19 protein-coding genes and 1 pseudogene are annotated in these 25,362 nt (G+C 71.9%); 7 read left to right on the forward strand and 13 right to left on the reverse strand.

Annotation, left to right across the window (positions count from 1 at the left end; translation table 11 throughout):
* The first annotated feature begins 81 nt into the window (after nt 1-81).
* Together ACIRPT_RS28750 and ACIRPT_RS28755 are read left to right on the forward strand one after the other, a co-directional pair.
* Nucleotides 82-1,209, forward strand: a complete 1,128-nt coding sequence (locus ACIRPT_RS28750; protein WP_403832243.1) for a DUF5925 domain-containing protein — start codon at nt 82-84, stop codon at nt 1,207-1,209.
* A 124-nt stretch (nt 1,210-1,333) separates the two neighbouring features.
* Nucleotides 1,334-2,035, forward strand: a complete 702-nt coding sequence (locus tag ACIRPT_RS28755) for a hypothetical protein (RefSeq protein ID WP_403832246.1) — start codon at nt 1,334-1,336, stop codon at nt 2,033-2,035.
* A gap of 121 nt (nt 2,036-2,156) precedes the next feature.
* On the opposite strand, the gene ACIRPT_RS28760 is transcribed toward ACIRPT_RS28755, so the two are convergent.
* From ACIRPT_RS28760 to ACIRPT_RS28785, 6 genes are all read right to left on the reverse strand, one after another.
* A complete protein-coding gene (locus ACIRPT_RS28760) occupies nt 2,157-4,562 on the reverse strand; it encodes an ATP-binding cassette domain-containing protein (RefSeq protein WP_403832248.1) in 2,406 nt (801 codons plus the stop codon).
* Between the two features lie 269 nt (nt 4,563-4,831).
* Nucleotides 4,832-5,608 (reverse strand): dimethylargininase, encoded by a 777-nt coding sequence (gene ddaH, locus ACIRPT_RS28765; protein ID WP_403832251.1) that lies wholly within the window; start codon nt 5,606-5,608, stop codon nt 4,832-4,834.
* Between the two features lie 38 nt (nt 5,609-5,646).
* Entirely contained in the window at nt 5,647-6,036 is a 390-nt protein-coding gene (locus ACIRPT_RS28770) for a GntR family transcriptional regulator (RefSeq protein ID WP_403832253.1), read from the reverse strand.
* Between the two features lie 153 nt (nt 6,037-6,189).
* Nucleotides 6,190-8,040 (reverse strand): asparagine synthase (glutamine-hydrolyzing), encoded by a 1,851-nt coding sequence (gene asnB / locus ACIRPT_RS28775; protein WP_403832256.1) that lies wholly within the window; start codon nt 8,038-8,040, stop codon nt 6,190-6,192.
* 271 nt (nt 8,041-8,311) lie between these two features.
* Nucleotides 8,312-8,977, reverse strand: a complete 666-nt coding sequence (locus tag ACIRPT_RS28780) for a class I SAM-dependent methyltransferase (RefSeq protein ID WP_403832258.1) — start codon at nt 8,975-8,977, stop codon at nt 8,312-8,314.
* Nucleotides 8,978-9,091: 114 nt separating this feature from the next.
* Nucleotides 9,092-9,547, reverse strand: a complete 456-nt coding sequence (locus tag ACIRPT_RS28785) for a MarR family winged helix-turn-helix transcriptional regulator (protein WP_403832260.1) — start codon at nt 9,545-9,547, stop codon at nt 9,092-9,094.
* Between the two features lie 101 nt (nt 9,548-9,648).
* Here ACIRPT_RS28785 and ACIRPT_RS28790 point away from each other — a divergent pair, with 101 nt between their 5' ends.
* Nucleotides 9,649-10,617, forward strand: coding sequence for a zinc-binding alcohol dehydrogenase family protein (locus tag ACIRPT_RS28790; RefSeq protein ID WP_403832263.1), 969 nt, complete (start codon nt 9,649-9,651; stop codon nt 10,615-10,617).
* 1,117 nt (nt 10,618-11,734) lie between these two features.
* Here ACIRPT_RS28790 and ACIRPT_RS28795 read toward each other — a convergent pair.
* Together ACIRPT_RS28795 and ACIRPT_RS28800 are read right to left on the reverse strand one after the other, a co-directional pair.
* A pseudogene (locus ACIRPT_RS28795) lies at nt 11,735-11,941 on the reverse strand (IS5/IS1182 family transposase); the annotation flags it as partial.
* 613 nt (nt 11,942-12,554) lie between these two features.
* Entirely contained in the window at nt 12,555-13,325 is a 771-nt protein-coding gene (locus tag ACIRPT_RS28800) for a hypothetical protein (protein ID WP_403832265.1), read from the reverse strand.
* Between the two features lie 778 nt (nt 13,326-14,103).
* On the opposite strand from ACIRPT_RS28800, the gene ACIRPT_RS28805 reads away from it, so the two are divergent.
* A complete protein-coding gene (locus ACIRPT_RS28805; protein ID WP_403832267.1) occupies nt 14,104-15,159 on the forward strand; it encodes a lytic polysaccharide monooxygenase in 1,056 nt (351 codons plus the stop codon).
* A gap of 290 nt (nt 15,160-15,449) precedes the next feature.
* Here ACIRPT_RS28805 and ACIRPT_RS28810 read toward each other — a convergent pair whose 3' ends face one another.
* Nucleotides 15,450-15,926 carry an Lrp/AsnC family transcriptional regulator gene (locus ACIRPT_RS28810; RefSeq protein ID WP_403504021.1) on the reverse strand — a complete coding sequence of 159 codons (477 nt, stop codon included), beginning with the start codon at nt 15,924-15,926 and terminating at the stop codon, nt 15,450-15,452.
* Nucleotides 15,927-16,006: 80 nt separating this feature from the next.
* Here ACIRPT_RS28810 and ACIRPT_RS28815 point away from each other — a divergent pair, with 80 nt between their 5' ends.
* Nucleotides 16,007-17,314 carry an APC family permease gene (locus ACIRPT_RS28815; RefSeq protein WP_403832271.1) on the forward strand — a complete coding sequence of 436 codons (1,308 nt, stop codon included), beginning with the start codon at nt 16,007-16,009 and terminating at the stop codon, nt 17,312-17,314.
* Here ACIRPT_RS28815 and ACIRPT_RS28820 read toward each other — a convergent pair.
* A complete protein-coding gene (locus ACIRPT_RS28820; RefSeq protein ID WP_403504016.1) occupies nt 17,304-17,786 on the reverse strand; it encodes an SRPBCC family protein in 483 nt (160 codons plus the stop codon). The genes ACIRPT_RS28815 and ACIRPT_RS28820 overlap by 11 nt on opposite strands.
* Nucleotides 17,787-17,846: 60 nt before the next feature.
* On the opposite strand from ACIRPT_RS28820, the gene ACIRPT_RS28825 reads away from it, so the two are divergent.
* Nucleotides 17,847-18,455: a TetR/AcrR family transcriptional regulator gene (locus ACIRPT_RS28825; RefSeq protein WP_403832274.1), complete on the forward strand. Its 609-nt coding sequence runs from the start codon at nt 17,847-17,849 to the stop codon at nt 18,453-18,455.
* A 194-nt stretch (nt 18,456-18,649) separates the two neighbouring features.
* Here the strand turns inward: ACIRPT_RS28825 and ACIRPT_RS28830 are convergent, their stop codons facing one another.
* The gene (locus ACIRPT_RS28830; protein ID WP_403832277.1) at nt 18,650-19,519 is read right to left on the reverse strand and encodes an esterase/lipase family protein; all 870 of its coding nucleotides are present in this window, start codon (nt 19,517-19,519) and stop codon (nt 18,650-18,652) included.
* Nucleotides 19,520-19,811: 292 nt separating this feature from the next.
* Between ACIRPT_RS28830 and ACIRPT_RS28835 the strand changes: the two genes are divergently transcribed.
* Nucleotides 19,812-20,471 carry a pyridoxamine 5'-phosphate oxidase family protein gene (locus tag ACIRPT_RS28835; protein ID WP_403504008.1) on the forward strand — a complete coding sequence of 220 codons (660 nt, stop codon included), beginning with the start codon at nt 19,812-19,814 and terminating at the stop codon, nt 20,469-20,471.
* Between the two features lie 6 nt (nt 20,472-20,477).
* Here the strand turns inward: ACIRPT_RS28835 and ACIRPT_RS28840 are convergent, their stop codons facing one another.
* Both ACIRPT_RS28840 and ACIRPT_RS28845 read right to left on the reverse strand, forming a co-directional pair.
* Nucleotides 20,478-21,632 (reverse strand): DNA polymerase thumb domain-containing protein, encoded by a 1,155-nt coding sequence (locus ACIRPT_RS28840; RefSeq protein ID WP_403832279.1) that lies wholly within the window; start codon nt 21,630-21,632, stop codon nt 20,478-20,480.
* The gene (locus ACIRPT_RS28845) at nt 21,629-25,195 is read right to left on the reverse strand and encodes a DNA polymerase III subunit alpha (RefSeq protein WP_403832281.1); all 3,567 of its coding nucleotides are present in this window, start codon (nt 25,193-25,195) and stop codon (nt 21,629-21,631) included. Before ACIRPT_RS28845 ends, ACIRPT_RS28840 begins: the two co-directional genes overlap by 4 nt.
* Nucleotides 25,196-25,362 lie beyond the last annotated feature (167 nt).

Below are 25,362 nucleotides of genomic sequence, written 5' to 3' on the forward strand. Positions count from 1 at the left end.
CCGCCAAGACGTCGCACAACGGACAAGACTAGCCGGGTTATTCCGTGTACGCGGCGGGTCGGTCTGGCGGATCATGGCGGCATGTGTGCCGATCACGTGCAGCCGACCTCCGTGCCGCCGTCCGCCGCCGAGCAGTCCCTCGCGATCCGTCTGACCATGGACGACAGCGATTCTCCGTCCGATGTCGTCGATGCGCTGTTCCTGGGGCGCTTCGCCAAGGGCGAGCAGCCGTACGCCCGCAGCCGCTCGGTGGAACGGGTGAAGCCGGGGGTGAGCCTGCTGCCGCCCGGCGCACGGGTGCTGCGTTCGGCGCGCGAGGACGACCGCAGCGCGACCCTCGCCGAGGGCGACGGCTACACCCTGCTGATCTCCCGCTGGAACCGCGGCGCGGATGTCACGGTCACCGCCGTCACCGATGAGCTGACGGAGAAGGTGCTGGGGCAGTCGGCGGACGGCGCGGAGGACGAGCCGGAGCCACAGCCGGAGGACGTCGCGATGGGCTTCTGGTACTTCTCGCCGCGCCGCGGGCCGTACCGCACCTCCCGGCAGATCACCGCGGGCACCTGGGAGGAGATCCGTCCCAACTACACCGCGCCGGTGGCCTCGGCGATGGACTCGCTGATGAAGGTCGCGCCCGGGGAGATCGCCGGGCGCCTTCTGCTGCTGCACGGCCCGCCCGGCACCGGCAAGACCTCCGCGCTGCGCACGCTGGCCCGCTCCTGGCGCGACTGGTGCCAGGTGGACTGCGTCCTCGACCCCGAGCGGCTCTTCAACGACGTCGGCTACCTCATGGACATCGCCATCGGCGAGGACGAGGGCACCGGCAAGAGCCGCTGGCGGCTGCTGCTCCTGGAGGACTGCGACGAACTGATCCGCGGCGAGGCCAAGCACACCGCGGGCCAGGCGCTGTCCCGGCTGCTCAATCTGACGGACGGACTCCTCGGCCAGGGCCGCAACGTCCTGGTCGGCGTCACCACCAACGAGGACCTGGAGCGGATGCACCCGGCGGTGGTCCGGCCCGGCCGCTGCCTGGCCCGTATCGAGGTCGGCCCGCTGACCCGCACGGAAGCGGCCAACTGGCTCGGCACCGAAGAGGGCATCGGCCGCGACGGCGCCTCCCTCGCCGAGCTGTACGCCCTGCGCCGCGGCACCCGGCCCGCGTCGGTCCCGGCCCAGGAGGCGGGCAAGGAGGCGGGGCTGTATCTGTGACGCCCTGCCGGGGCGCCATCTGACCACCCGCCAGCACCGCGGCCGCGAAGTGATCACGGACGGCCGCGTAGGTAGAGTCCGCCCCCGAACGGCAACGAGCGTCCGGCACAACGAGGGGGACGGATTGAGCACCACGGTATGGCTCACGAAACCGGCGGCACCGAAGGACCCGAAGGGCGGTGCCGGTCCCTGGTGGGAGATCCGCACCCACGGCCCGTCGGCAGAAGAGGACGGAGGCCAGGGGCAGTCGAGGTTCGCGTACATCGAGCGGGACCTGTCCTCCGGTGGCGGCGACGCCTATCGCGCGGCACGCAAGGACGGCGCCCGCGCCTTCCTCCTCTGGACGGAGACCTCCCGCCGGCAGCTGCTGGCGCGGGTCGTGACCAGGACGGCGACGAAGGGCAGGAGCGCCGTCTTCGAGGTGCTGGGCGCCGCCGGTGAATCCCTGGCACTGATCACCCATGAGCGGGCGATGAGCGGCGGGCACGGCAGGTCACGCTGGACCGTTCAGCAGGCGGGCGGCCCGGACGCCGTCGGCGTCAAGGGCAATCTGTTCTGGTGGTACGTGTGGTGGCTGCTGTTTCCGCTGTGGGTGGCCATCGCCGTCGGCAGCATCGCCGGCGGCGGCGGTGACATCGCCCGCATGCCGCGCACCACCCGCTGGAAGGCGTCCGGGAAAGAGGTCATGACCTGGGGCAGCGACGGGGCGGACTTCGCCCTGAGCACATCGGCCGAGGGGTGGGACCCGCGGGTCACCGCCGCCCTGGCCGCCCTGGTCAAAAGCCATGAGGGCTGGCTCGGCAAGCCGTGGGACGAGGGCCCGTAGGCGGCCCCTCTCGGCCTTGCCGTGACGTGAGAGGAACCCGCGCGCACCTCGCGGCCGGGCGCCTGCCGGTCGCCCGGCCGGCGCCCGGCCGCGAGGTGCGCGCCGCGGGCGAGGGCCCCGGTCAGGCCCCGACGTAGTCCGCGAGGTGTTCACCGGTGAGGGTGGAGCGGGCGGCGACGAGGTCGGCGGGGGTGCCCTCGAAGACGATCCGGCCCCCGTCGTGGCCGGCGCCGGGCCCGAGGTCGATGATCCAGTCGGCGTGCGCCATGACCGCCTGGTGGTGCTCGATGACGATGACCGACTTGCCGGAGTCGACGAGCCGGTCGAGCAGGCCGAGGAGGTGCTCGACGTCGGCGAGGTGAAGGCCGGCGGTCGGCTCGTCGAGTACGTATACGCCGCCCTTCTCGGTCATGTGGGTGGCCAGCTTGAGCCGCTGCCGCTCGCCGCCGGACAGCGTGGTGAGCGGCTGGCCGAGGGTGAGGTAGCCGAGCCCGACGTCGGCGAGCCGGACCAGGATGCGGTGCGCGGCCGGCATGCGGGCCTCGCCGGCGCCGAAGAACTCCTCGGCCTCGGCCACCGACATCGCGAGCACCTCGCTGATGTCGCGGCCGCCGAGGTGGTAGTCGAGCACCGCCGCCTGGAACCGCTTCCCCTCGCAGTCGTCACAGGTGGTGGCGACGCCGGCCATCATCGCCAGGTCGGTGTAGATGACGCCGGCGCCGTTGCACGTGGGGCAGGCGCCCTCGGAGTTGGCGCTGAACAGCGCCGGCTTCACGCCGTTGGCCTTGGCGAACGCCTTGCGGATCGGCTCGAGCAGTCCGGTGTACGTCGCGGGGTTGCTCCGCCGGGAGCCGCGGATCGCGCCCTGGTCGATCGACACCACGGCCTCGCCGGCCGCCCCTGAACCGTTGACCAGCGACCCGTGCACGAGCGAGCTCTTGCCGGAGCCGGCGACGCCGGTGACGACGGCGAGCACCCCGAGCGGGATGTCGACGTCGACGCCCTGGAGGTTGTGCGTCGTCGCGCCGCGGATCTCCAGCGCCCCGGTGGGCTTGCGCACCGTCTCCTTGAGGGTGGCCCGGTCGTCGAAGTGGCGGCCGGTGATGGTGCCGGCGGTGCGCAGGCCCCCGACGGTGCCCTCGAAGCAGACGGTGCCGCCCGCCGTACCGGCGCCGGGCCCGAGGTCGACGACGTGGTCGGCGATCGCGATCGTCTCCGGCTTGTGCTCCACGACGAGCACCGTGTTGCCCTTGTCCCGCAGCCGCAGCAGCAGGTCGTTCATCCGCTGGATGTCGTGGGGGTGCAGGCCGATGGTGGGCTCGTCGAAGACGTAGGTGGTGTCGGTGAGCGAGGAGCCGAGGTGGCGGATCATCTTGACGCGCTGCGCCTCGCCGCCCGACAGCGTGCCCGACGGCCGGTCGAGCGAGAGGTAGCCGAGACCGATCTCCACGAACGAGTCGAGCGTGTGGTGCAGCGCGGTGAGCAGCGGCGCCACGGAAGGCTCGTCGAGGCCGCGGACCCAGTCGGCCAGGTCGCTGATCTGCATCGCGCACGCGTCGGCGATGCTGATCTTCTTGATCTTCGACGACCGGGCCGCCTCGGTGAGCCGGGTGCCGTCGCAGTCGGGGCAGGTGGTGAAGGTGACCGCCCGGTCCACGAACTCGCGGATGTGCGGCTGCATCGCCTCCCGGTCCTTGGAGAGCATCGACTTCTGGATCCGGGGGATCAGCCCCTCGTAGGTCATGTTGATGCCCGCGATCTTCATCCGGGTCGGTTCGAGGTGCAGGAAGCCGTGCAGCTCCTTCTTGGTGTACTTGCGGATCGGCTTGTCCGGGTCGACGAGGCCGGACTCGGTGTAGAGCCGGTAGTTCCAGCCGCCCGACTTGTACCCGGGGATGGTGAGCGCGCCCTCGTTGAGCGACTTGGAGTCGTCGTAGAGCTGGGCGGGGTCGAGGTCGGTGACCGAGCCCCGGCCCTCGCAGCGCGGGCACATGCCGCCGGTGATGCTGAAGGAGCGGCGCTCCTTCACCTTCTGTCCGGCGCGCTCCACGGTGACCGCGCCCGCCCCGCTGATCGAGGCGACGTTGAAGGAGAACGCCTTGGGCGAGCCGATGCCCGGCCTGCCGAGCCGGCTGAAGAGGATGCGCAACATCGCGTTGGCGTCGGTGGCGGTGCCGACGGTGGAGCGGGGGTCGGACCCCATCCGCTGCTGGTCGACGATGATCGCGGTCGTCAGTCCGTCGAGCACGTCGACCTCGGGCCGCGCCAGGGTCGGCATGAAGCCCTGCACGAACGCGCTGTAGGTCTCGTTGATCAGCCGCTGCGATTCCGCGGCGATCGTGTCGAACACCAGCGAGCTCTTGCCCGAGCCGGAGACGCCGGTGAAGACCGTCAGCCGGCGCTTGGGGATCTCGATGCTGACGTCCTTGAGGTTGTTCTCGCGCGCGCCGTGTACGCGGATCAGATCGTGTCTGTCGGCGGCGTGCTGCGCAGGCGGCTGCGGGTCCGTCCTCGTGGTCTTGCTCATCGTGTCTCCATCCGTAGGGCGGGGGCCGCCTTCGCGGTCTCGTCGGCGTCGCCCGGTCCGGTCCGGCCGGCCGGCGTCTCCAGCGGCCCGGGGATGCCGCCCTCGGCACGGTGACGGTGCCACCGGGCGGCCGCCGCCGGTCCATGCCGGTCAGGCTATGTGCGGCTCGGTGGCCGCGCTTCTTCATTCCTGATCGGTCCGGTCGCCCGTTGCGCCCCGCCCGGTCGGGCGCCGCCCGGAGTGTCCCGTTGCGCACCCCGCCCCGTGGTTTACCTGGCAAGCTCCCGCAGGCGCACCGACAGGCAGGTCACGCAGCCCTCCAGCTTCTCGAATTCGCCGATGTCCACCAGGACCGGCCGGTATCCCAGACCGGCGAGGAGTTCCGCGCTCCTGGGGGCGGAGGCGGCCATCAGGAGCGCCTCGCCGCCCAGGAGGACGACATGGGCGCCGGCCTCCTCGGGGACGGGGCGGAAGGCCGGGAAGAGCGCGGGGTCCTCGACCAGCGGCGGGTAGCCGATGACGGTGCCGTCCGGCAGGGCGGTGACCGCGGACTTCAGATGCAGGACGCGGCTGATCGGCACGGCGATGACGCGGGCGCCCAACGGCTCGAAGGCGGCGCGGAGTTGGCGTACCCCCTCGGCGTTGGTGCGGCCGCCGCGGCCGACGTAGACGGTGTCGCCGACCTTCAGGATGTCGCCGCCGTCGAGCGTGCCGGGCGCCCGGACCTCGTTGACCGAGCAGCCCAGTGCCTCGGCCGCGGCGCGGGCGGCGGGGATCTCGGGCCGGCGGGTGTCCGCGCCGGGGCGGGCGATCAGCGCGACATTGCGGAAGACGACCATGGTGTCCTCGATGAACACCGCGTCGGGGCAGTCGTCGGCGGGCGCCACCTCGGTGGTGTGCCAGCCGTGGTCGCGCAGTGTCCGGACGTATTCCTCCCACTGGCGCAGGGCGCGGGCGGGATCCACCGGCCGGCGGTCGATATGGGTGACCAGGCCCTCGGCGATCCGGGGGCCGGGGCGGCGGACGAGGGCCTGTCGGCTGGGCATACGGGGCTCCTTGGGCCGGGGCGGGCGGCTGCCTTCGGTCAGGCCTGCGGGCCGTATGCCGCGGTCAGCGCTTCCTGGACGGCGGCGAGGGCGGCGGCGCGGTCCAGGCCGAGGCGCTTGGCGCGGCGCGCGTAGGTGTCGGCGGCCCCGGCGGCCTCCTTGTCCGCGGCGTCGCCGGCCGCCGCGATGAAGCTGCCGTTGCGGCCGCGGGTCTCGATCACGCCGTCGGACTCCAGGGCGCGGTAGGCCTTGGCGACGGTGTTGGCGGCGAGGCCGAGGTCTTCGGCGAGTCCGCGGACGGTGGGGAGTTTGTAGCCGACCGGGAGGCCGCCGTCCCGGGCCAGGTCGGCGATCCGGGTGCGTACCTGCTCGAATGGCGCGTCGGCCGCGTCCGGATCGATGGTGATCGTGAGGGTCTGCGGGGACACGGCGTCGCTCCTGGTGCTGAAGGTGGGGCGGGGGACCCATTGTGCGCCAGGAGCGGCCGCCGTGCCGGAATCGGAGCGGTAGCCCTTTGGGGTGGTTACCGGGGCCAGGGTCTGTCCGACGGGGCATGGCCGGGCCCGCCCCGCCGGAGGCCCTCAGAGCTCGAGGGTGGTGCCGGTCGTCCGCAGCCAGGCGTTCATGCCGAGGACGAGTTCGGCGCCCGGGCGGATGTCGTTGGCGGCGCCGTCGGCGGTGGCTTCGGCGAGGGCGCCGGAGTCCAGCAGCGGCCGTACGGGGGCGTTGCGGTCGCCGGTCAGATTCCGCAACTCGTCGCGCAGCGCCTCGGTGTAGCGCGGGTCCTGGGTGCTGGGATAGGGGCTCTTGACCCGGTCGGCGACCAGATCGGGCAGTACGTCGCGGGTGGCGGCGCGCAGCAGGGACTTCTCGCGGCCGTCGAAGGTCTTCATGGACCAAGGGGCGTTGAAGACGTAGTCGACGAGGCGGTGGTCGCAGAAGGGGACGCGGACCTCGAGCCCCACGGCCATGCTGGCCCGGTCCTTGCGGTCGAGGAGTATCTGCACGAAGCGGGTCAGATGGAGGTAGCTGATCTCGCGCATCCGGCGCTGGAGTCCGGTGTCGCTGTCCAGGTACGGGACTTCGGCGAGCGCCTCGCGGTAGCGGCGGTCCTGGTATCCGCGCAGGTCGAGCTTGGAGAGCAGGGCCTGGTCCAGTAGCGCCTCGCGGGTGGCGCTGCCGCCGGAGAACCGCGCCGACAGGCCGGCGGCGATCCAGGGGAAGGTGTCGGCGTGCACGGACTCGGGGTCGTGGAACCAGCGGTAGCCGCCGAAGACCTCGTCCGCGGACTCTCCGGAGAGGGCGACCGTGGACCGTTCGCGGACGGCCTTGAAGAGGAGGTAGAGGGAGGTGTCGCCGTCGCCGAAGCCGTTGGGCAGATCGCGGGCGGCCAGGACGGCTGCGCGGTGTGCGGGGTCCATCAGGGCGGCGGTGTCCAGGACGATGTCGCGGTGGTCGGAGCGTACGTGCTCGGCGAGGGCGTGCGCGTACGGCCCGTCGGGGGTGCCGCGCAGGTCGTCGGGCGTGAAGTTCTCGGTGTAGCCGGTGAAGTCGACGGCGAAGGAGCGCACCGGGCCGCTGCCCTGGGCGGCCAGCGCCTTGGCGGCGAGCGCGGTGATGGCGGACGAGTCCAGGCCGCCGGAGAGCAGGGTGCACAGCGGCACATCGGCGATCAGCTGGCGGGCGACGATGTCGTCGAGGAGTTCGCGGATGTGGGCGACGGTGGCGTCGAGACCGTCGGTGTGTTCGCGGGCCTCGAGGGCCCAGTAGCGCTTGACGGTGACGCCGCCGCGGCCCACCCGGACGATATGGCCGGGGCGCACCTCGTGCATGCCCTTGTAGACGGCGTGGCCGGGGGTCTTGGTGAAGGTGATCAGCTCGGCGAGGCCCTCGGCGTCGACGGTGGGCCGTACGGAGGGGTGGTCGAGGATCGCCTTGGGCTCGGAGCCGAAGAGAACGCCGTCGGGGGTGGGGTGGTAGTAGAGCGGCTTGATGCCCATCCGGTCGCGTATCAGCAGGAGGTGTTCGGTACGCGGGTCCCAGAGGGCGAAGGCGTACATGCCGTTGAGCCGCTCGGCGAACGCCTCGCCCCACTCGAGGTAGGCGTGCAGGACGACCTCGGTGTCGCTGCTGGTGCGGAAGGTGTGGCCCAGCTGCGTCAGCTCGGCGCGCAGTTCTCGGTAGTTGTAGACCTCGCCGCTGTAGGTGGTGACGAGCAGGGTGCGGCCGTCGCGCTCGACGGCCATGGGCTGCTTGCCGCCGTCGAGGTCGATGACGGCGAGACGGCGGTGGCCGAACGCGGCGTGGGTGTCGAGCCAGATGCCGGCGGCGTCCGGGCCGCGGCAGGCCATCGTCTCGGTCATCGCCTCGAGCGTGGGGCGCCGGGCGGTCAGGTCATGGTCGTAGGAGATCCATCCGGTGATTCCGCACATGTGCGCGGCTCCTCTCCTTGCCTGGGCGGCGGGCCGGCGCATCGGGGCGGCGGCCGAATGGGGTCTCCCCTGCTCGAGCGGGGTCGCGAGCTCGGGGAAGGTCACCGTACGCCCAGATAGTTGCAGGGGCCACCTATAGCGTGGTGCGGCCGTCCGGAATGAGCCATGCGTGCACCGCATTACGGAAAAGGGACGGCAAATCACCGGCCTGGCACCGGACAAGGAGAGGTAAATCCACACCTGGGCGCGCGCCGCCCGAGGCCGTGCGCGGTCACCCCGCCGGGACCGAACCCCCTCCCGGCCGGATCTCGGCGATCAGCGCATACCGCTCGTCCGTCACCTCCTTGCCCCACAGGGCGGCGTCACGGGAAAGCCGCTCCAGGCGCGTACGGCCTGCCAACGGGGTCACGAGGCGGGTCAGTTCGCCGGCGGGTATGCCGATCGGCTCGGCCTCCCCCCAGCGACCCTCGACCAGCACCAGACGCCCGCCGGGCACGAGCAGCCCGGCCCAGCGGCGCAGCGCGGCCGCCGGGTCGGGCAGCGCCCACAGGAGATGCCGCACCAGGACCGCATCGAACGGCCGCTCCCCCACGGGTGGTTCGGCGGCATCCCCGACCAGGAGGCCGTCCTCGCGCCCCGCGAGCTTGGCGCGCGCCCGCGCGATCATGGCGGGCGAGCGGTCGACGCCGGTGACCCGGTGCCCCTGCTCCGCGGCGAGCAGCGCCAGGCTTCCCGTGCCGCAGCCGAGGTCGAGTATCCGGGCGGGCCCGGACGGCAGCCAGGACCGCAGCCGGGCGGCCCAGGCGGCACGCACCGCAGGGTCGCGCAGGCCGTGGTCGGGCTCGTCGTCGAAACCCTCGGCGGCGGCCTCCCAGTAGGCGGCGTCGGAGGTGGGCAGGGGCGGTTCGGGCCGGTCGGCGGGCCGCTCGGTGCTCATGACCCGATGGTGACAGGGACCACTGACAACGCAGGGGCGAGCGGATGCCCGCGGCCGGGGCCCGTGGATCAGCCGAGCCGGAGCCCGGCCAGCGGGCCGCGCCCGAAAGGGCGGTCAGCGGGCGCGGGCGGGCGGCGTCTGGTCGACAAGGACAGCCGTCGTGCGTTCCAGGAGTTCACAGAGGGAGGCGTGCTCGGCGGGCGTGAACGCGGCGGTGAGTGCGCGCTCAAGGACGATCACTTCGTCGTAGGCGCGGCCCAGCACCGTCCGGCCGTCCTCGGTCAGCGTGGCGATCTGCACCTTGGCGTGCACCGGGGAGGGGTCGCGGCGAATGAGCCCCTTGCCCTCCATATTGGCCAGGACCGTGGCCATGCTCTGCTGGGTGACCCCGCAGGACCGGGCCGCCTGGGCGGCGGACATGCCGCCCTCACGAGAGAGGATCAGCAGCACGGTGTACTGCGTCATGGTCAGCCCATGGCCGCGCAGTACGGCTTCGTGGTGCGCCATCAGCGCCTGCTCCGCACGCCTGATCCGGGTGCAGAGGTACTCCTCGACCGGGATGTCCGCCACGTCCTCACTCCAATACACAACATACTGTGTTGACACAGCTACCTGTTACACCTAACGTCCCCCCTGACACAGGATACTGAGTCAGCACAGGAGGCTGCATCATGCGGGCGATCATTCTCGACAGCGATGACAACTACCGGATCACCGAGCTCGACGAGCCCGTCCCCGGCCCTGGCGAGGTCGCGATCCGGACGGCGTACGCCGGCATCCAGTGGGGCGACACGATGGTCCGGGACGGCCACTTCCCCGTACCGCGCCCGTTCGTCCCCGGTTTCGAGGCGTCCGGGCACGTCATCGCGGTCGGTGAGGGCGTGGACGAAGGCCGCGTGGGCGAACCCGTGGCTGCACTGACCACGGCCGGCGCCTACGCCGAAGTGGTCACGGTGCCCGCGGTACTCGCGCTGCCCGCCGGCAGCGTTCCCTTGCGGACAGCGGCAGGCTTCGGCTGGAGCACCCCGACCGCCTACGACCTCGTTCACCACGCCGCACGGGTGCGTGCAGGCGAGAGCGTGCTGATCCACGCCGCCGCCGGAGGAGTCGGCACTCTCGCCGCCCAGTTCGCCAAGCTGGCCGGCGCGGGCCGGATCGTCGGCGTGGTCGGCAGTCCCCGCAGGGCCGACTACGCGGCCCGTTTCGGCTTCGACCAGGTCCTGTTGCGCGACGACTTCCCGGCGAACATCGGAGACGAACGGTTCGACGTGGTCCTCGACCCGGTCGGCGGCCGTACCCGACAGGCGGGCCTGCAGGCGCTTGCGCCGCACGGACGACTGGTCGCGTACGGCAACATCAGCAGCCACGAACCCGTCCTCGCCGACGCCAACGACCTGCTCATGGCGGGCAAATCGCTGGTGACCCACAACAGCAACCTGCTGAGCCGGACCCACCCGGACCGCCTCGCCGACTCCGCTCGTCAGGCACTCGAACTCCTGGCCCGCGGGCGGATCCGCATCGACATCACCGCCGCATACGACCCCGAAGAACTCGGCGTCGCGGTGCAACGGCTAAGCGAAAGCGCCACCAACGGAAAGAGCATTCTCCGAATTGCCGACCGCCTCGGAACGAGTTCATAGCCGGACGGAGGGGCACTCCCCCGGACCATCACGGACCGACGGCCGCCCAACTCACGCCCCAGATGCCCGATTTCACCCCGCCTGCCTGTGCCCCCGCTCAGCCGATGCCGAGGTGATCTCCGAGACCACGCAGCCGTGCTGCCTCCCTTCTCTACTGCCCTCAAGCCGTTCATCGCCCGGCGCGGCACCGAACACCGCTCGGCTGCTCCCTGATCTGCCGACGACGCCTGCACACCACGTTGCGTCAAGAGCTCCAAGTGCCTCTGGGCGGATCTCGTACATGCGTAAACGAACACTCGGGTGTTATGCCGCTACGGCGTTGATCGCCGTCTCCGTCTCCGTAGCCGCCGCGCCGACCGCCTTGGCCACACCGTCCGCCTCGGCCGCTTCTTCGTCTTGCACATGGGGCAGGAGTTCAAGGCAAAGGAAAAGCTCAATATTTGGTACTACGCCAACACCACGAGCCCGATCATCGGGTCGGTGGCGAAGGGGCGAACCGTGTGTGGGGAGCAGGGCGTGGAAGGAGCCGTATACACCGCCTGCGGACAACGATCCGACGTGTGGATGAGGCTGGACACCATTGGATACGTTGCCCGTACGTGCCTGATTTGACGGCATGAGTCCAGTCGCCGCGTCCAGGTCCTGAACGCCCCCTGGACCGCTCCAGATAGAGCTTCGGATCAGAAGGCCGACGGCACATACTGGCCGGCCAGACCGATCGAACCGGTCATGCGGTGAGAAGTCGGCTTCGCGACCGTGCCGACGAGGCGCCCCCCCCCGCTTACAACGGCTAACACAATGAGGCGGATCGGCCCTGACTTCCGTGTCCGGGCGGTAGTTGAGCGTTCGGTCCTCGTCGGCGCGCTGCTGGCCGCGTACGCCGCGCTCGACGGCAGCGACGATCCGAAGCCGATCCGGAAACCACTGGCCCCACGCCCGATCCGTCGCCGTCGGACTGCTCCCGTGCGAGGTCCGGCATCGACGTGGGAGCCGATGGCGGTGCTCCGAGCGGTCGTCCGCTGTTCCGACACCGGATTCCGCGCGAACGGAAAAATTGCATGCGCGATTATGCATTCAATTACCGAAGCTCCTGACGGGCACTCCTCTCCACGACCCAGCGGTAGGTGCCCAGTCCGGCGCCGTGCCGGGATCCGCGGCGTGCGATGGCCCACTGGATGCCGGTGTGCAGCACGTACAAGATCCCGCACAGCGGGCCGGCAACGGCTTGCGATCCGGATACCGGAAACGCCGCTCACGCTGCGGCAGCAGAAGTTCAAGGCGGTCCCACGGGTCATCCGACCACGATCCACGGCGATATCCCCACACCGGGCGGGCCGAACGCTCAACTACCGTCCCGTACACGGCAATCGGCGCCGATCCACCGCATTGCGTTGGCCGTTGTTAGCGCTTCCGTAAGCAAGCGAAGAGCTTGCAGGTGCCTTGCTTCGCAGGTCAGGCATTGGGCTACTCCTGCGCATCAGTTACGGGCCGAGGAGAGCCAAACGGGGAGTCACAGCGCTTTACAGTCAGGCGAGTTCCGCGGGGTATTTCTACCCACATTGGGCCTTTCGGCCCATAGGGGAAAGCGATGGCCGGAGGAGAATGACGCGCGAAGGGCTTTGGGCTGCCCCCACCGGGCGACACGACAAGTCGTAGCCCATTCAATAAATTTGCCCTAAAGGGCCACTAACACTCAGTGCCACATTATGCGTTCACGGAGTGATCATGACTACCACGACCCGGGGTCGAATCCCCCGATTCATTTGCGCATCCTGCCTCAGTAGCGCACTTCTCGTTTCCGTAGGCGCTACCACAGCGGCAGCGGCCACCCCTCCTACCGACACGCCCGAACAGAAAATATCCAGGGTTGATACGGACGGCCAGCCCGTCCCCCCGAAATGGACAGACCCCGATGTCGATCCTAACGCTCCGGTCTTTCATGACACCAATAGCCACAGGAGCGAAAGAAGAGAAACCGGAGAGGCGATCGGAGAATGGGCCGGACAAGCGGTCGGAGTTCTTGGTGGAGAGTTTGGCATGCGCGCGCAGGAGGTAACTGCAAAAGTTGGCAAGGAGATCGGCGGCGAAATAGGCGAGATGTACGACACAATCAGGACCGAACTCGAGTACGAACCTCCGGCGAACCCCGTGTCCACCACGGGCACCAGTGGCAGCAGCACGACTGGGGGTATGTCGAGCGCCGGCACGGAAGGTACTGGCGGTGTGTCAGTGTCCGGCACCGACAGCACCGGCGGTATGTCGACCAGTAGCAGCGACAGCAGCGCGGCCGGGGGCATGTCGGGTGCCGGCGGTGTGTCGACCACCGGCTCGGACGGCACTGGCGGTGTGTTGACAAGTAGCAGCGACGGCAGCGCAACTGGGGGCATGTCGAGTGCCGGCACGGAGGGTACTGGCGGTGTGTCAGTGTCCGGCACGGACAGCACCGGCGGCACGTCGACCAACACCAGCGACACCAGCACAACCGGAGGTACGTCGAGTGCCGGCACGGAGGGCACTGGCGGTGTGTCAGTGTCCGGCACCGACAGCACCGGCGGCACGTCGACCAACACCAGCGACACCAGCACAACCGGAGGTACGTCGAGTGCCGGCACGGACAGCACCGGCGGCACGTCGACCAACACCAGCGACACCAGCACAACCGGAGGTACGTCGAGTGCCGGCACGGACAGCACCGGCGGCATGTCCACCAGTAGCACCAGCAGCAGTAACAGCGCGACCGACAGCCAGTCGACAACCGGAGATTAGCTTCGCCGTGCATTTCCTCGCCGTCGGAGCCGTGGAAGAATTCCGCCAGAAGAATTCCGCCATAGGCAAGTCGCGGTTGGCGGTTGCCAGCTAAGGCGAGTTCACGGAATCTCGTGGAGTCGCGGCATGAATTCACGAGCACCCTGCACTGCCTCTTCCTGTGATTGGGAGGATTTGAGGGCGATACCAGTCGGCGTCGCCCGCCGTGGTGCGCCTGCTGCGTGATTGCGGTGGGTGGTCTGCTTCGTGGCCGTGCCGCTGAGGCGAGCGGGAAGCCCCTGAAGTGCGGAGACCCGGACGGGCTGTCCGGGTCTCCTTCTTCATGTTCGAGGTGAGTTGCGCCGGCCATCCCGAGCCACGGCGGGGGGCCAGAGCCAGGCGGGCCGGGAGCCAAAGGGAGAGCCGGCAGAAACAGATCCAGGTGGACTCTCCCGGACCGTGACGGACGGACAGTGGGGCAACTCCGGCTCACGGTGCCCGTTTTGGGCGACCCTTCCTGTGCCCCCGCTTAGCGCTTCCTTAACCGGACCATAAGGATCTCCAGGATCAGCCTTCGGGCCTCAAATCCGCTGTTCAGCGGGGCTAGCGTGCTTCTCGCAAGGCGGGGTTCGTGCCCCGGCGCCGCCACCGGGGGACGGCACCGGGCATGTGTCCCGACCCCCCACGGCCCGTCTTGCCGACCGCCCCCGCTCGACGTACCTGATGAAGGAGACCCCCACGATGACCGCTCGTCGCACGGCCAGTCGCAAGGCCAGTCGCAAGGCCAGTCGTAAGGCCACCGGGATCGCGCTGGCCGGCCTCGCGCCGCTCGCGCTCACCGTGGTGACCGCGACTCCGGCCGCGGCGCACGGTTCGATGTCGGACCCCGTCAGCCGCGTCTCGGCGTGCTACGCGGAGGGCCCCGAGAGCCCGAAGTCCGCGGCGTGCAAGGCCGCCGTACAGGCCAGCGGCGCGCAGGCCTTCTACGACTGGAACGCGGTGCGCGACGGCAACGCAGGCGGTCAGTCGAAGACCAAGATCCCGGACGGGAAGCTGTGCAGCGGCGGAGACGACAAGTACAAGGGGCTGGACCTGCCGCGTGCCGACTGGCCGTCGTCCGCGATGCGGGCCGGCAGCCACACGTTCCACTACAAGGCCACCGCCCCGCACAAGGGCTCGTTCGAGCTGTACCTCACCAAGGACGGCTATGACCCGACCAAGCCGCTGAAGTGGTCGGACCTGGAGGCCAAGCCGTTCGTGAAGGTGACCGACCCGACGCTGAAGAACGGTGAGTACGTCTTCGGCGGCAAGGTGCCGCAGCGGTCCGGGCGTCATCTGATCTACAGCATCTGGCAGCGGTCGGACAGCCCGGAGGCGTTCTACACCTGCTCCGATGTGGTGTTCGGGAAGGCCAGCGGCGGCGGATCCGCCGCCCCCGCGCCGACCGCGTCCGCGCCGACGGACTCCCAGATCGCGGCGGGGGCGGACAAGTCGTCCATGGACATGAACGGGCACGGCCACGGCGCCGGCGCCCCGCACTCCGGGGCGGTCCCGTCGGACGGCAGCGGCGCCGAGGGCAGCGGCGCCCACACCGACGGCGCCCACACCGACAACGCGCGCTCCGGCGGTGCGCACCCCGACGGCGCCGTCCGCCCGGCCGCCGGCACGCGGCTGGCCGAGACCGGTGGGGACGCCTCGACCGCACCGGTCGCGATCGGCGGCGCCGCCGTACTGGCCACGGGTGCCGCGGTCCTGTTCGCCACCACCCGCCGCAGGGCCACCCGGCACCGCGGCTGATCCCGTACGGCGGGGCGAGCCCGGGCAGGAGCCGTTGAGGGTCTCCCCCAGGCCCGGTGGCCGGGAATGATCCCACCACCGCCGCTGATCCCGTACAGCGGGGCGAGCCCGGGCAGGAGCCGTTGAGGGGCTCCCCCAGGCCCGGTGGCCGGGAATGATCCCACCACCGCCGCTGATCCCGGCCCGCCGGCCCGCCGGCCGGCGGCACGACCGCCGGGGCCGACTGCGACGGTCCCGGCGTCCCGCGGCGCCGCCCCCTACCCCACCTCGCAGGGGGCGGCGCCGCACCGTCATGCCCCGCCCTGCCCATGGGGCGGCAACGGCCCGATGATGTCGTTGGCGACGTGCTGGTAGATCACCGAGCTACGGCAGTCGACCACCTCGCGGCGCTTGAAGACCTCGTCCATCAGCAGCCCGTGCAGCCGGTCGACGTCCGGTACGGCGACATGGACCAGGAAGTCATCGCCGCCCGCCACGACATAGACGTTGAGCACCTCGGGCAGGGAGACCAGGAACGCCTTGAAACGCTCGATGAGTTCGCGGTTCAGGGGGCGGACACGGACGGTGAGCAGGGCTTGTACGGGGCGGTTGAGGGCGCGCAGGTCCACCGTCGCGCGGTAGCCGGTGATCACGCCGCGGGCGCGGAGCGCGCGGACCCGCTCCAGGCAGGTGGAGGGGGCGATGTTCAGCTTGCGGGCCAGGTCGCGGTTGGTCTGCCGTGCATCGCGCTGCAGTTCGCGGACAATCGCCGAATCAATGTCGTCCATGGGGTCCATGGTGCGTCCTGAACCGAATTTTGTTCGGCTCAGAGCAAAGTGGATCAACCTTACGGTTACGTTCGGCAACTGTGACCGTACAAGAAACAACTCTCCCCGCTTCTGCACGGCCGGATGTACGGCGGCTGGGTGTCGGCGGCGGTACCGCGCTGTGCGCGGGTGCCGTGCTCGGCCCCGGTGTGCTGACCCTGCCGTCCCTGGCCGCCGACGCGGCGGGTCCCGCCTCGGTCCTGGCCTGGGCCGTCCTGCTGGCCATGTGTGTGCCGGTGGCCGCCTCCTTCGCGGCGCTCGGCGTGCGGTTCCCCGACGGCGGGGGCGTGGCCACCTTCGTCCACCGGGCGATCGGGCCGCGGGCGGCGGCCGTTGTGGGGTGGTGGTTCTACGGGGCGGTGCCGATCGGGGTGGTCTCGGCGGCCTGGATCGGCGGCAAGTACGTGGCGGACGCGGCCGGCCTGGGCGAGGCGGGCGCGGCGGCCGTCGGCGGGCTGGTGGTGGCCGGGTCGCTGGCGTCCAATGCGTTCGGGCTGCGGATGTCGGGGCGGGTGCAGCTGATGCTCGGCGGGCTGCTGGCGGCGGTGCTGCTGTGTGCGGTGCTGGCCGCCGCCCCTCACATCACCGCCGCGCATTTCACCCCGTTCATGCCCGACGGCTGGGCGTCGGTCGGTTCGGCGGCCTCGGTGCTGTTCTTCGCGTTCGCGGGGTGGGAGGCGGCGAGTCATCTGTCCGGTGAATTCGCCGACCCCCGGCGGGACCTGCCGCGGGTGACCCGTAACGCCCTTGCCCTCGTCACCGTGCTCTACCTCGGTCTGGCGCTCGCCACGGTCGGCGCGCTGGGTCCGGCCGCGGCCGGTACGGACACCCCGCTGACCGATCTGCTCGCGGAGAGCGTGGGCGTCGCGGCCCGCCCGGTCGCCGCGGCGGCGGCGCTCTTCCTCACCTTCGGGGCGGTCAACTCCTATCTGGCGGGCGCCTCCCGGCTCGGCGCCGCCCTCGGCCGGGACGGGGCGGCGCCCCGCTGGCTGGCCAGGGGCGGCGAGCCGGGCGAGGTGCCGCGCCGCTCGCTCGCGGTGCTGGGCACGGCCGCCGTCCTCGTGGCCGCCGCAGCCCGGTGGGGCGGCGCCGGTCTGCCCGTGCTGATGGAGGCGACCGCCACCTGCCTGGCGGCCGTGACCCTGGCCGGCCTGGCCGCCGCGCTGATACTGCTGCCGCGCCGCACTCCCCTGTGCTGCGGCGTGGCCGCCAGTGCCGTGCTGACGGTGGTGGTGCTGGCCTTCTCCGGGTGGCTGCTGCTGATCCCGGTACTGCTGGCGGCCGCTTCCTTCTTCTTTCTGACGCTGCGTGGAGTGCTCGTACGCAAGGCGGGGCGCGTCAGCGGCTGAGCCGGCGCAGCAGACGGACGTACGGACTCCAGCGGGCGGGCCGGGCGACGCTGCCCGTACAGGCGCGCTCGGCGCCGTCCAGGCTGTCCTCCAGGACCGCGTCGTGGAAGTGGCGGTAGGCCAGCGGCCAGGTGAGCCGGGCCGGGCCGCGGGCGCGCATGGCGAGGGTGTGGCGCAGCAGCGTCCGGTCCGGGCCGAGCGGATGCACGGTGTACTCGTGGAAGCCGTCGAAGCCGCGCGGCCCGCTGAAGGTGAAGCGGACCCACCGGCCCGGCACATGGGCCGCGACGGTGTAGCGGACCGGGCCGTGGCCGCCGGCCGCCGCCGGGCGCAGCGGGCCGTCGAGCACCATCGGCGGCCAGTCGCCGCCCGGCCACAGCCGGTCGGCGTCGCCGGACAGCCCGTCGAGCAGCGCCCCGGCCTCGGCCGCGGGCACCGGCAGCACCCTCTCGTGCACGTTGTAGACGCCCATCCCTGCGGGGCCCCTTTCTGGAGAGTTCTCTCTAATATAATGGAGGGTACTCTCCAGAACATGGCCAGGCCACCCCGCTTCGATACCTCCCTCCTCCTCGACGCCGCCGTACAACTCGCCGCCGCATCGGGCCCGTCAGGCGTCACCATGTCCGCGGTCGCGGCGGCCGCCGGCGCCCCGAGCGGCTCGCTCTACCACCGCTTCGCGAGCCGCTCCGCCCTGCTCGCCGAGGTGTGGCTGCGCACCGTCGAACGGTTCCAGGAGGGGTACTTCGCGGCGCTGAAGTCGTCCCCGGACCCGCGCTCCGCCGGCCGTGCGGCCTCCCGGCATGTCGTCGCCTGGTGCCGCGCGCATCCGGAGGAGGCCGCGCTCCTCCTGTACGGAGCCGAGAGCTTCGGGCGGGACGGCTGGTCGGCGGAGCATCTGCGGCGCGCCGACGAAGGCAACCGCCGGGTCTTCGCGACCGTGACGGAACTCGCGGCCGCCCTGGGGGCCGCCGGCACCCAGGACGCCGAACAGGTCGCGCTCGCCGTCATCGACGTCCCGCTCTCGCTGGTCCGCCGGCATCTGCGGGGCGGCTCGCCGCTGCCCGGCCATGCCGAGGAGCTGGCGGAGCGGTGCACGGACGCGCTGCTGGGCAAAACCGGCGGGGCGGCGACGGCCGGCTGACCCGCCGATCGTCTTTCGGCCGCCGTCTCACCCCGTACGGCAGGGCTTCGGCGCCGGGCATGCGGACGCACCCGGCGCCTGGGCTCTGCCGAGGGCCGCGGTCGCTCCCGTGGCGGGGCCTACGCCCCCCGGCAGGAGTCCACCGACGGCTTCGGGGCCGGGCGGTGGCGGTGGATGCGGTCCCCCGGCACGGGTCAGAACGCCGATGCGCAGGTCGTCGGGGTGGCGTGGGCGGGGTCGAGGGCGTTGGCCGTTTCGTGGAAGGCGATGCGGTCGGCGAGGCCGATGGCCACATGCTCGGACAGGTCGGCGGGACACAGGTCCTGGAGCACGACGTTGTGGACGTCGGAGCCGTCGAGGAATCCCGAGCGGTACGGCGTGACGACCTCGTCGTACTTCGTCGCGATGACCGTGTAGTGCACGCCCGGGAGGGTGTCGCCGCCCTCGTTGAGGCGGTTGAGGGTGTCGGAGCCGTTGATCTGGTCGGTCAGACCGGGGGTCAGTTCGCCGATGTACTTCTTGGCGTCGGGGAAGTGGTCCAGGAGGCGGGTCAGGCCGTTCAGGTCGGTGCCGTGGTTGTCGGGGGCCAGCCCGACCAGCGCGTTCACCTTGTCCGCGCCGCCGTAGAACTTGAGGTAGACGCGCGGCATCATGCCGCCCTGGGAGTGGCCGACGAGATCGGCCTTGCGCGCACCGGTGGCGGCCAGCACCCGGTCGACGTAGGTGGCGAGCTGCCGGGCGGACGCCTCGACCGGCGCGAGGCCGTAGAAGAGCGGGACGCCGGGCAACTGGCCGTAGTCGAGGGAGAAGACGCAATAGCCACGGGCCACCAGATAGGGCGCGAGGCCGAGCCAGTTGTCGATGGAGTTGCCGAACGTGCCGTGTACCAGGACCACCGGGCGGGGGTGCGCGGCGGAGGGCTTGCAGGAGAAGTTGTTCCAGCCGCTGCTGAGGGCGGGGGCGGCAGTTGCGGCGGAGGCGGTTGCGGCGGGGGCGGTGGTGACACCGAAGGCCAGGGCGAGGGCGGGCAAGAGGGTCAGCGTCCTTGACCAGCGCAGCTTCATACGATGCTCCTTGCGGGGTGAGGGGACTCCGAAGTGCTCGGTGAGCCGGTTCACCTGCGATCCGGATCGCAAGGGCCAACGCAGTTGACTGCCTAGTAAGTTACGGCCGGGTAAGCAGAATGGACCAGCCGCGTGACGGTGAAGGAAAGGACACCGAACCTTCACCGGACGTACGGGTACGGGACGCCCCGGGGCATGGTGGCGCCGGACGTCGCGGACGGGCCGATTGTCAGAGGTACCCCGTAGAGTCGAACGCGATGTGGGCGACCGCGGGCGACGGAGGGAGACGGCGATGGGGACGGTTCGACAGCCAGGGGGCACGGACAGCGCGCAGCTCACGGAGGTGACGTCCGCGGCGGAGCTGCGGGCGCTGGTCGGTGAGCCGAGCGCACACGCCGCACACAAGACCCGGCACCGGCTGCACGCCCTCGACCGGCAGTGGCTGGCGCGGTCACCGTTCTGCCTGATAGCCACCTCGGACGCGCAGGGCCGGTGCGATGTCTCGCCCAAGGGCGACCCGGCCGGGTTCACCCATGTCCTGGACGACACCACCCTCGTGATCCCGGACCGCCCCGGCAACAGACGCGTGGACGGGTTCCAGAACATCCTGGCCAATCCGCAGGTCGGGCTGATCTACCTCCTGCCGGGACGCGGCGACACCCTGCGCATCAACGGCCGCGCCCGGCTGCTGCGGGACGCCCCGTTCTTCGACGAGCTGACCGTCAAGGGCAACCGCCCGCGGCTGGCGCTGCTGGTCGAGGTCGAGGAGCTCTTCTACCACTGCTCGAAGGCATTCCTGCGCTCCGATCTGTGGAAGCCGGAGACCTGGGAGCCGGACGCCCTGCCCTCGCGGGCCCGGATGGTCAAGCAGCTCGAGGCCACGGAGATACCGCTGGAGGAGCTGGAGCAGCACTACGGTCCGCGGTATACGGAGCTGCTGTACGGCGGCTGAGGAGCGCTACGGCCACCGGGGCCCGGACCCCTTCCCGGCACCGGGCCCCGGCCCGGCACCGGCTCCCGGCCCGGGGCCGCCACCGAGCTTCGCCGCCGGGTGGACGGCGCCGGCTCCGAAGCGTGCCCTGGCCCGGTCGACGGCCGCCTCGATGCGATGCGCCTTGTCGTCCACGGGGTCGAACGTCAGCTGGCGCGCGGCGAGTTCGGCGCGGCACAGGTCCTCCGCCCGCAGCGCCAGGGACCGTACCCGCGCCCGCTGCAGGCCGAGCGCGGCGTGCAGTGCATAGGCCGCCGCGGTGAGCGCGGGGCCGTGCGCGGTCGGTTCGGCCAGCCGACGGGTGCGGGTCGTGGTGGAGCGGTCCGCGTAGCGGACGGTGAGGGTGAGGGTGCGGGCCGCCTGCCCGCTCGCGCGCATCCGGGCCCCGAGGTCGTCGGCGAGCGAGAGCAGGGCGCGGGAGCGCCGTACGGGGTCCAGTTCGTCGTGGGCGAAGCGGTGTTCGGCGCCCATCGAGCGGGACGGGGCGTTGGGCGTCACCGGCGTCGGGTCGATGCCGCGGGCCCGCTCGTACACCGCGCGGCCGGTCTTCGCGCCGAGGATCCGCTGGAGCGTGGCGGGCGGTGCGGCGGCGATCCGTTCGATGCTGTCGAGTCCGTACGCGCACAGGGTGCGCGCGGTCGCGGGCCCGACGCCGTACAGCGCCGAGGCCGGGCGGCGGGCGAGGAAGGAGGCGACGGACCCGCCGTCCGAGGGGACGGACCGGATCTCGCCGGGCGGCGCGCCCTGGGCCGCCATCCGCGCGAGCAGCGGGTTGGCGCCGATGCCGATCGTGCACCGTATGCCGTACCACGCCAGCGCGCGCAGCCGGATCAGCTCGGCGATGCCCGCCGCGTCCCGGTCGAAGTAGCGCAGCGCCCCGCGGACGTCGGCCAGCGCGGCGTCCGGCGGCAGCGCCTCGATCACCGGCGTGAACTGCGCGAGGAGCTGCAGCAGTTGCTCGTACCGGTCGGCGCCGACCGGGGCGGGGGCGGCGTCGGCGGGGGTGGCGTCGGCGGTCCGGAAGCGGACATGGAGCGTGGCCGGCGGGCGCGCGGCAGGGGGCGCGGCGTCGGCCGCTCCGGTGGAGCCGGTGCTTGCACCGGAGGGGGTCACGGCGTTCATCCCGCGCTCCCCGGGCTGGAGTGCCACAGCTTGCGGCCGGTGGCGGCGCGTTCGCCGGCGGGCTGGAGGTCGGCCCACGGGTGCATTTCGTAGCCGGTCTCCATGCGGATGGTGCGGCCGGAGGCAGGGGCGGCGGGGGCGGGGGATGAGGCGGCGGCCGGCCCGGGTTCCCCTCCCGGCTCCTCCCCGGGTTCCGCGGCCGGGCGGTCCGGGCCCGCGGCCAGCCGCGCGGTGACCGCCTTCAGGCCGCCCTCGCGGCGCAGTTCGGCCAGTTCGGCGAGGTTCCAGGCGGCCGCGCCGACCACGCTGAGGCTGCGCGGCCCGCGGCGCTGGACCGTACCGCGGACCAGCAGCAGCCAGGAGTGGAAGACGGTGGCCGCGCACGCCTCGTGACTGTCCTCGAAGAAGGCGCAGTCGACCAGCCCGGTGCTGTCGTCGAGGGTGGTGAAGATGACCCGGCGGCCGGAGCGGATCGGCGGGGTCTGGGTGGCCGCCTTGGCCCCGGCGACCAGTACCGTCTCGCCGTGCCGGGCGCCGCGCAGCAACCGGGCCGGCAGGGCGCCCAGCTCCGTGAGGAACTCCCGGTGATCGGCCATCAGATGGCGGGAGGCGTCCATGCCGAGGACGCCCAGCTCGGCGCTGAGCCGTTCGACGTCGCTCAGGTCGGGCAGCCCCGCGGGCTCGACCGCGTCGGATGGCGCCTCCCCATCCGTATGCAGCGTCAACTGGCCGCTGGGGGCGCTTCGTTGACGATGGTGCAGCTCGGCGATGTGCAGCAGCAGGTCGCGCCGGTTGCCGCCGAAGGAGTCCAGCGCGCCGACCCGGGCGAGGCGTTCGGCCACCGGGCGGGACGGGCGGGCCCGCTGCCACAGGTCCTGGAGCGAGCGGTAGGGCCGCCCGCCCTCGATCCGCCGCGCTTCGGCCCCGCTCATCCCATGGACGTCGCAGAGCGCGAGCCGCAGCCCCCAGACGCCACGGGAATCATCGCCACCGGACACCAGTTCGATTCGATGGGCGACCGCCGACCGGTTCACGTCCAGCGGCAGCACCGGGACCCCGCGCCGCCGGGCGTCCGCGAGCAGCAGCCGCTTCGGGTACATCCCGGGGTCATGGGTGAGCAGCCCGGCGTAGAAGGCCGCGGGGTGGTGCGCCTTGAGCCAGGCGGACTGGTAGGTGGGCACCGCGAAGGCGACCGCATGGGCCTTGCAGAAGCCGTACGCGCCGAAGGCCTCGACGATCTCCCAGGTGTGCGCGATCACGTCGGGGGTGTAGCCGCGCCGCTCGGCCCGCTGCGCGAACCAGGCGCGCACCCGCCCCTGGAATTCCGGATGCGACAGCGCCCGCCGCTTCTCGTCCGCCTCGTCGCGCGCGCAGCCGGTCATGATCCGCAGCGTCTCGATGATCTGCTCGTGGAAGACCACCACCCCGTAGGTCTCGCGCAGCGGTTCCTCCAGGTCGGGGTGCGGATAGCGGACCGGCTTGCGGCCGTGCCGGGCCTCGATGAAGGGCCGCACCATATCGGCGGCGACCGGCCCCGGCCGGAAGAGGGAGATGTCGACGACCAGGTCGTGGAAGGTGGCGGGCTGGAGCCGGCCGACCAGGTCGCGCTGGCCGGGCGATTCGATCTGGAAGCAGCCGAGCGTCTCGGTGGAGCGGATCAGGTCGTAGGTGGCCCGGTCGCCGGGCGGCACCTGCGCGGGGTCGTCGAGGTCGATGCGGCGTCCGGTGGCCCGGCCGATCTCGGCGACCGCGTGCGCCATCGCGGACTGCATCCGCACTCCCAGGACATCGAGCTTGAGCAGCCCCATCTCCTCCACGTCCTCCTTGTCGAACTGCGACATCGCGAGGGGGGCGCTCCCGCCCCCGCCCTGGGGGCCGAGGGGGACCTCGCCGCTGGTGGGCACGACGGGCGTACGGTCCAGCAGCGTGGCGTCCGAGAGCAGCACCCCGCACGGGTGCATGGCGATTCCGCGCGGCAGCGCGTCCAGCGCCTCGACCAGCTGCCACAGCCGCTCGCTGCCGGCCTCCTGTACGCCGCGCAGTTCGGGGAGTTCGGCCAGCGCGGCCCGTGCGTCGCGGGCGCGGATGTGCGGGAAGGCCTTGGCGAGGCGGTCCACCCGCGCCGGGTCCATGCCCATCGCGGCGCCCACGTCCCGTACGGCATGGCGTACGCGATAGGTCTCGGGCATCGAGACGGCCGCGACCCGCTCCTCCCCGAACCGGTCGAAGATCGCGCGGTAGACCTCGAGCCGGCGGGCGGATTCGACGTCTATGTCGATGTCCGGCAACGCCGCCCGCCGCTCGGACAGGAAGCGCTCCATCAGCAGCCCGTGCTCGACCGGATCGGCGTGCGCGATGCCCAGGAGGTGGTTGACCAGGGACCCGGCGCCGGATCCGCGGGCCGCGACCCGGATGCCCATCTCCCGTACGTCGTCGACGACTCGGGCGACGGTCAGGAAGTACGAGGGGTAGCCGAGCCGTTCGATGGTGCGGAGCTCGTCGTGCAGCCGCTCCCAGCGCTCGCGGTCGCGGTCGTAGCCGCGCAGCACCATCGCGGCGGCGCAGCGGGAGCGCAGCACCCGGGCTGCGGTGCGGCGGCCGGCGCCGACCAGGTGGGGCTCGGGGAAGTGGATGCGGCCGAGCCCGATGTCGTCCTGGGGGTCGACCAGGCATTCGCCGGCGGTCTCCTCGGTCAGGGCGAGCAGCCGGTGGGCGAGGTCACGGCGGAATCCGGCCGCCTCGGCGATCCGCCCGGCGATCCGGCCCATCTCGGCGGCGCCCTTGAGCCAGCGCTCGCCGCCGTCCCGGGCCCCGGAGCGGCGCCGGTCGACCGGGACCAGGCGGCGGGCGGAGTCCAGGACGTCGGCGACCGGGCCCTGGCCGGGGTCGGCATAGCGGACCGCGTTGGTCAGGACGGCGTGGACGCCCTGGTCGACGGCGAAGCCGAGGGTGCGGGCGGCCAGCCGCAGGGAGCCGGGGCCGCTGCCGGGGCGGCCGTGGTCGACGGCCTCCAGGCGCAGCGCGTCGCCGTACAGCTCGCGCCAGGGGGCGAGGAGGCGGGCGGCGCGGTCCGGGCGGCCGGCGGTCAGCGCCCGGCCGATCTCGGAGTCCGGGCCGAGCAGGACGGTCAGGCCGTCGGTGGCCGATTCCAGGGCGTCCCAGGGGACCGCGGGCCGCTCCTGGCGGCCGGCATGGGCGGCGGAGATCAGCCGGCACAGGGCGGCCCAGCCCGGTGCGCCGTCGCGGGCGAGGAAGACGGCGCGGGCGGCGGACTCGTCGAGGAAGGCGCCGCCGCGCACCGGGGTGCGGCGGCGGGCGGTGGTCTCGGGGGCGGCGGCCGGTTCGCGTTCCGCCACGGCGAGTTCGGTGCCGAACAGCGGGCGGATTCCGGCCTCGGCGGCGGCCTTGGCGAACCGTACGGCCCCGGAGAGGCCGTCCCGGTCGGTCAGCGCGAGGGCGTCCATCCCGCGTTCGGCGGCGCGCTCGGCGAGCCGCCGGGGGTGGGAGGCGCCGTAGCGCAGGGAGAATCCCGAAGCGGTGTGCAGATGCGTGAACCCGGGCATCTACACCTCCTGCGCCTCATCTGCCCCCCGGCTAATCCTGAGTCCCCCTGGTTTCTACCTCCACCATAACGCGTAACTCGAACATTCGTACGAACGCGCGATGTGAGGCGCGCCGCCGCCCCCGTATCCCGCCGCCCCGGCCTTCCGTCAATCGGCCCCGTCCGATC

It is taken from the genome of Streptomyces sp. NPDC101227 (assembly GCF_044767545.1).
GTDB lineage: Bacteria > Actinomycetota > Actinomycetes > Streptomycetales > Streptomycetaceae > Streptomyces.

Bases quoted from the DNA above. Each gene is read 5' to 3' on its own strand.
- ACIRPT_RS28750 (WP_403832243.1), top strand. From the start codon at position 82: ATGTGTGCCGATCACGTGCAGCCGACCTCCGTGCCGCCGTCCGCCGCC.
- ACIRPT_RS28760 (WP_403832248.1), bottom strand. From the start codon at position 4,562: ATGAGCAAGACCACGAGGACGGACCCGCAGCCGCCTGCGCAGCACGCC.
- ddaH (WP_403832251.1), bottom strand. From the start codon at position 5,608: ATGCCCAGCCGACAGGCCCTCGTCCGCCGCCCCGGCCCCCGGATCGCC.
- asnB (WP_403832256.1), bottom strand. From the start codon at position 8,040: ATGTGCGGAATCACCGGATGGATCTCCTACGACCATGACCTGACCGCC.
- ACIRPT_RS28780 (WP_403832258.1), bottom strand. From the start codon at position 8,977: ATGAGCACCGAGCGGCCCGCCGACCGGCCCGAACCGCCCCTGCCCACC.
- ACIRPT_RS28790 (WP_403832263.1), top strand. From the start codon at position 9,649: ATGCGGGCGATCATTCTCGACAGCGATGACAACTACCGGATCACCGAG.
- ACIRPT_RS28805 (WP_403832267.1), top strand. From the start codon at position 14,104: ATGACCGCTCGTCGCACGGCCAGTCGCAAGGCCAGTCGCAAGGCCAGT.
- ACIRPT_RS28810 (WP_403504021.1), bottom strand. From the start codon at position 15,926: ATGGACGACATTGATTCGGCGATTGTCCGCGAACTGCAGCGCGATGCA.
- ACIRPT_RS28820 (WP_403504016.1), bottom strand. From the start codon at position 17,786: ATGGGCGTCTACAACGTGCACGAGAGGGTGCTGCCGGTGCCCGCGGCC.
- ACIRPT_RS28825 (WP_403832274.1), top strand. From the start codon at position 17,847: ATGGCCAGGCCACCCCGCTTCGATACCTCCCTCCTCCTCGACGCCGCC.
- ACIRPT_RS28830 (WP_403832277.1), bottom strand. From the start codon at position 19,519: ATGAAGCTGCGCTGGTCAAGGACGCTGACCCTCTTGCCCGCCCTCGCC.
- ACIRPT_RS28835 (WP_403504008.1), top strand. From the start codon at position 19,812: ATGGGGACGGTTCGACAGCCAGGGGGCACGGACAGCGCGCAGCTCACG.
- ACIRPT_RS28840 (WP_403832279.1), bottom strand. From the start codon at position 21,632: ATGAACGCCGTGACCCCCTCCGGTGCAAGCACCGGCTCCACCGGAGCG.
- ACIRPT_RS28845 (WP_403832281.1), bottom strand. From the start codon at position 25,195: ATGCCCGGGTTCACGCATCTGCACACCGCTTCGGGATTCTCCCTGCGC.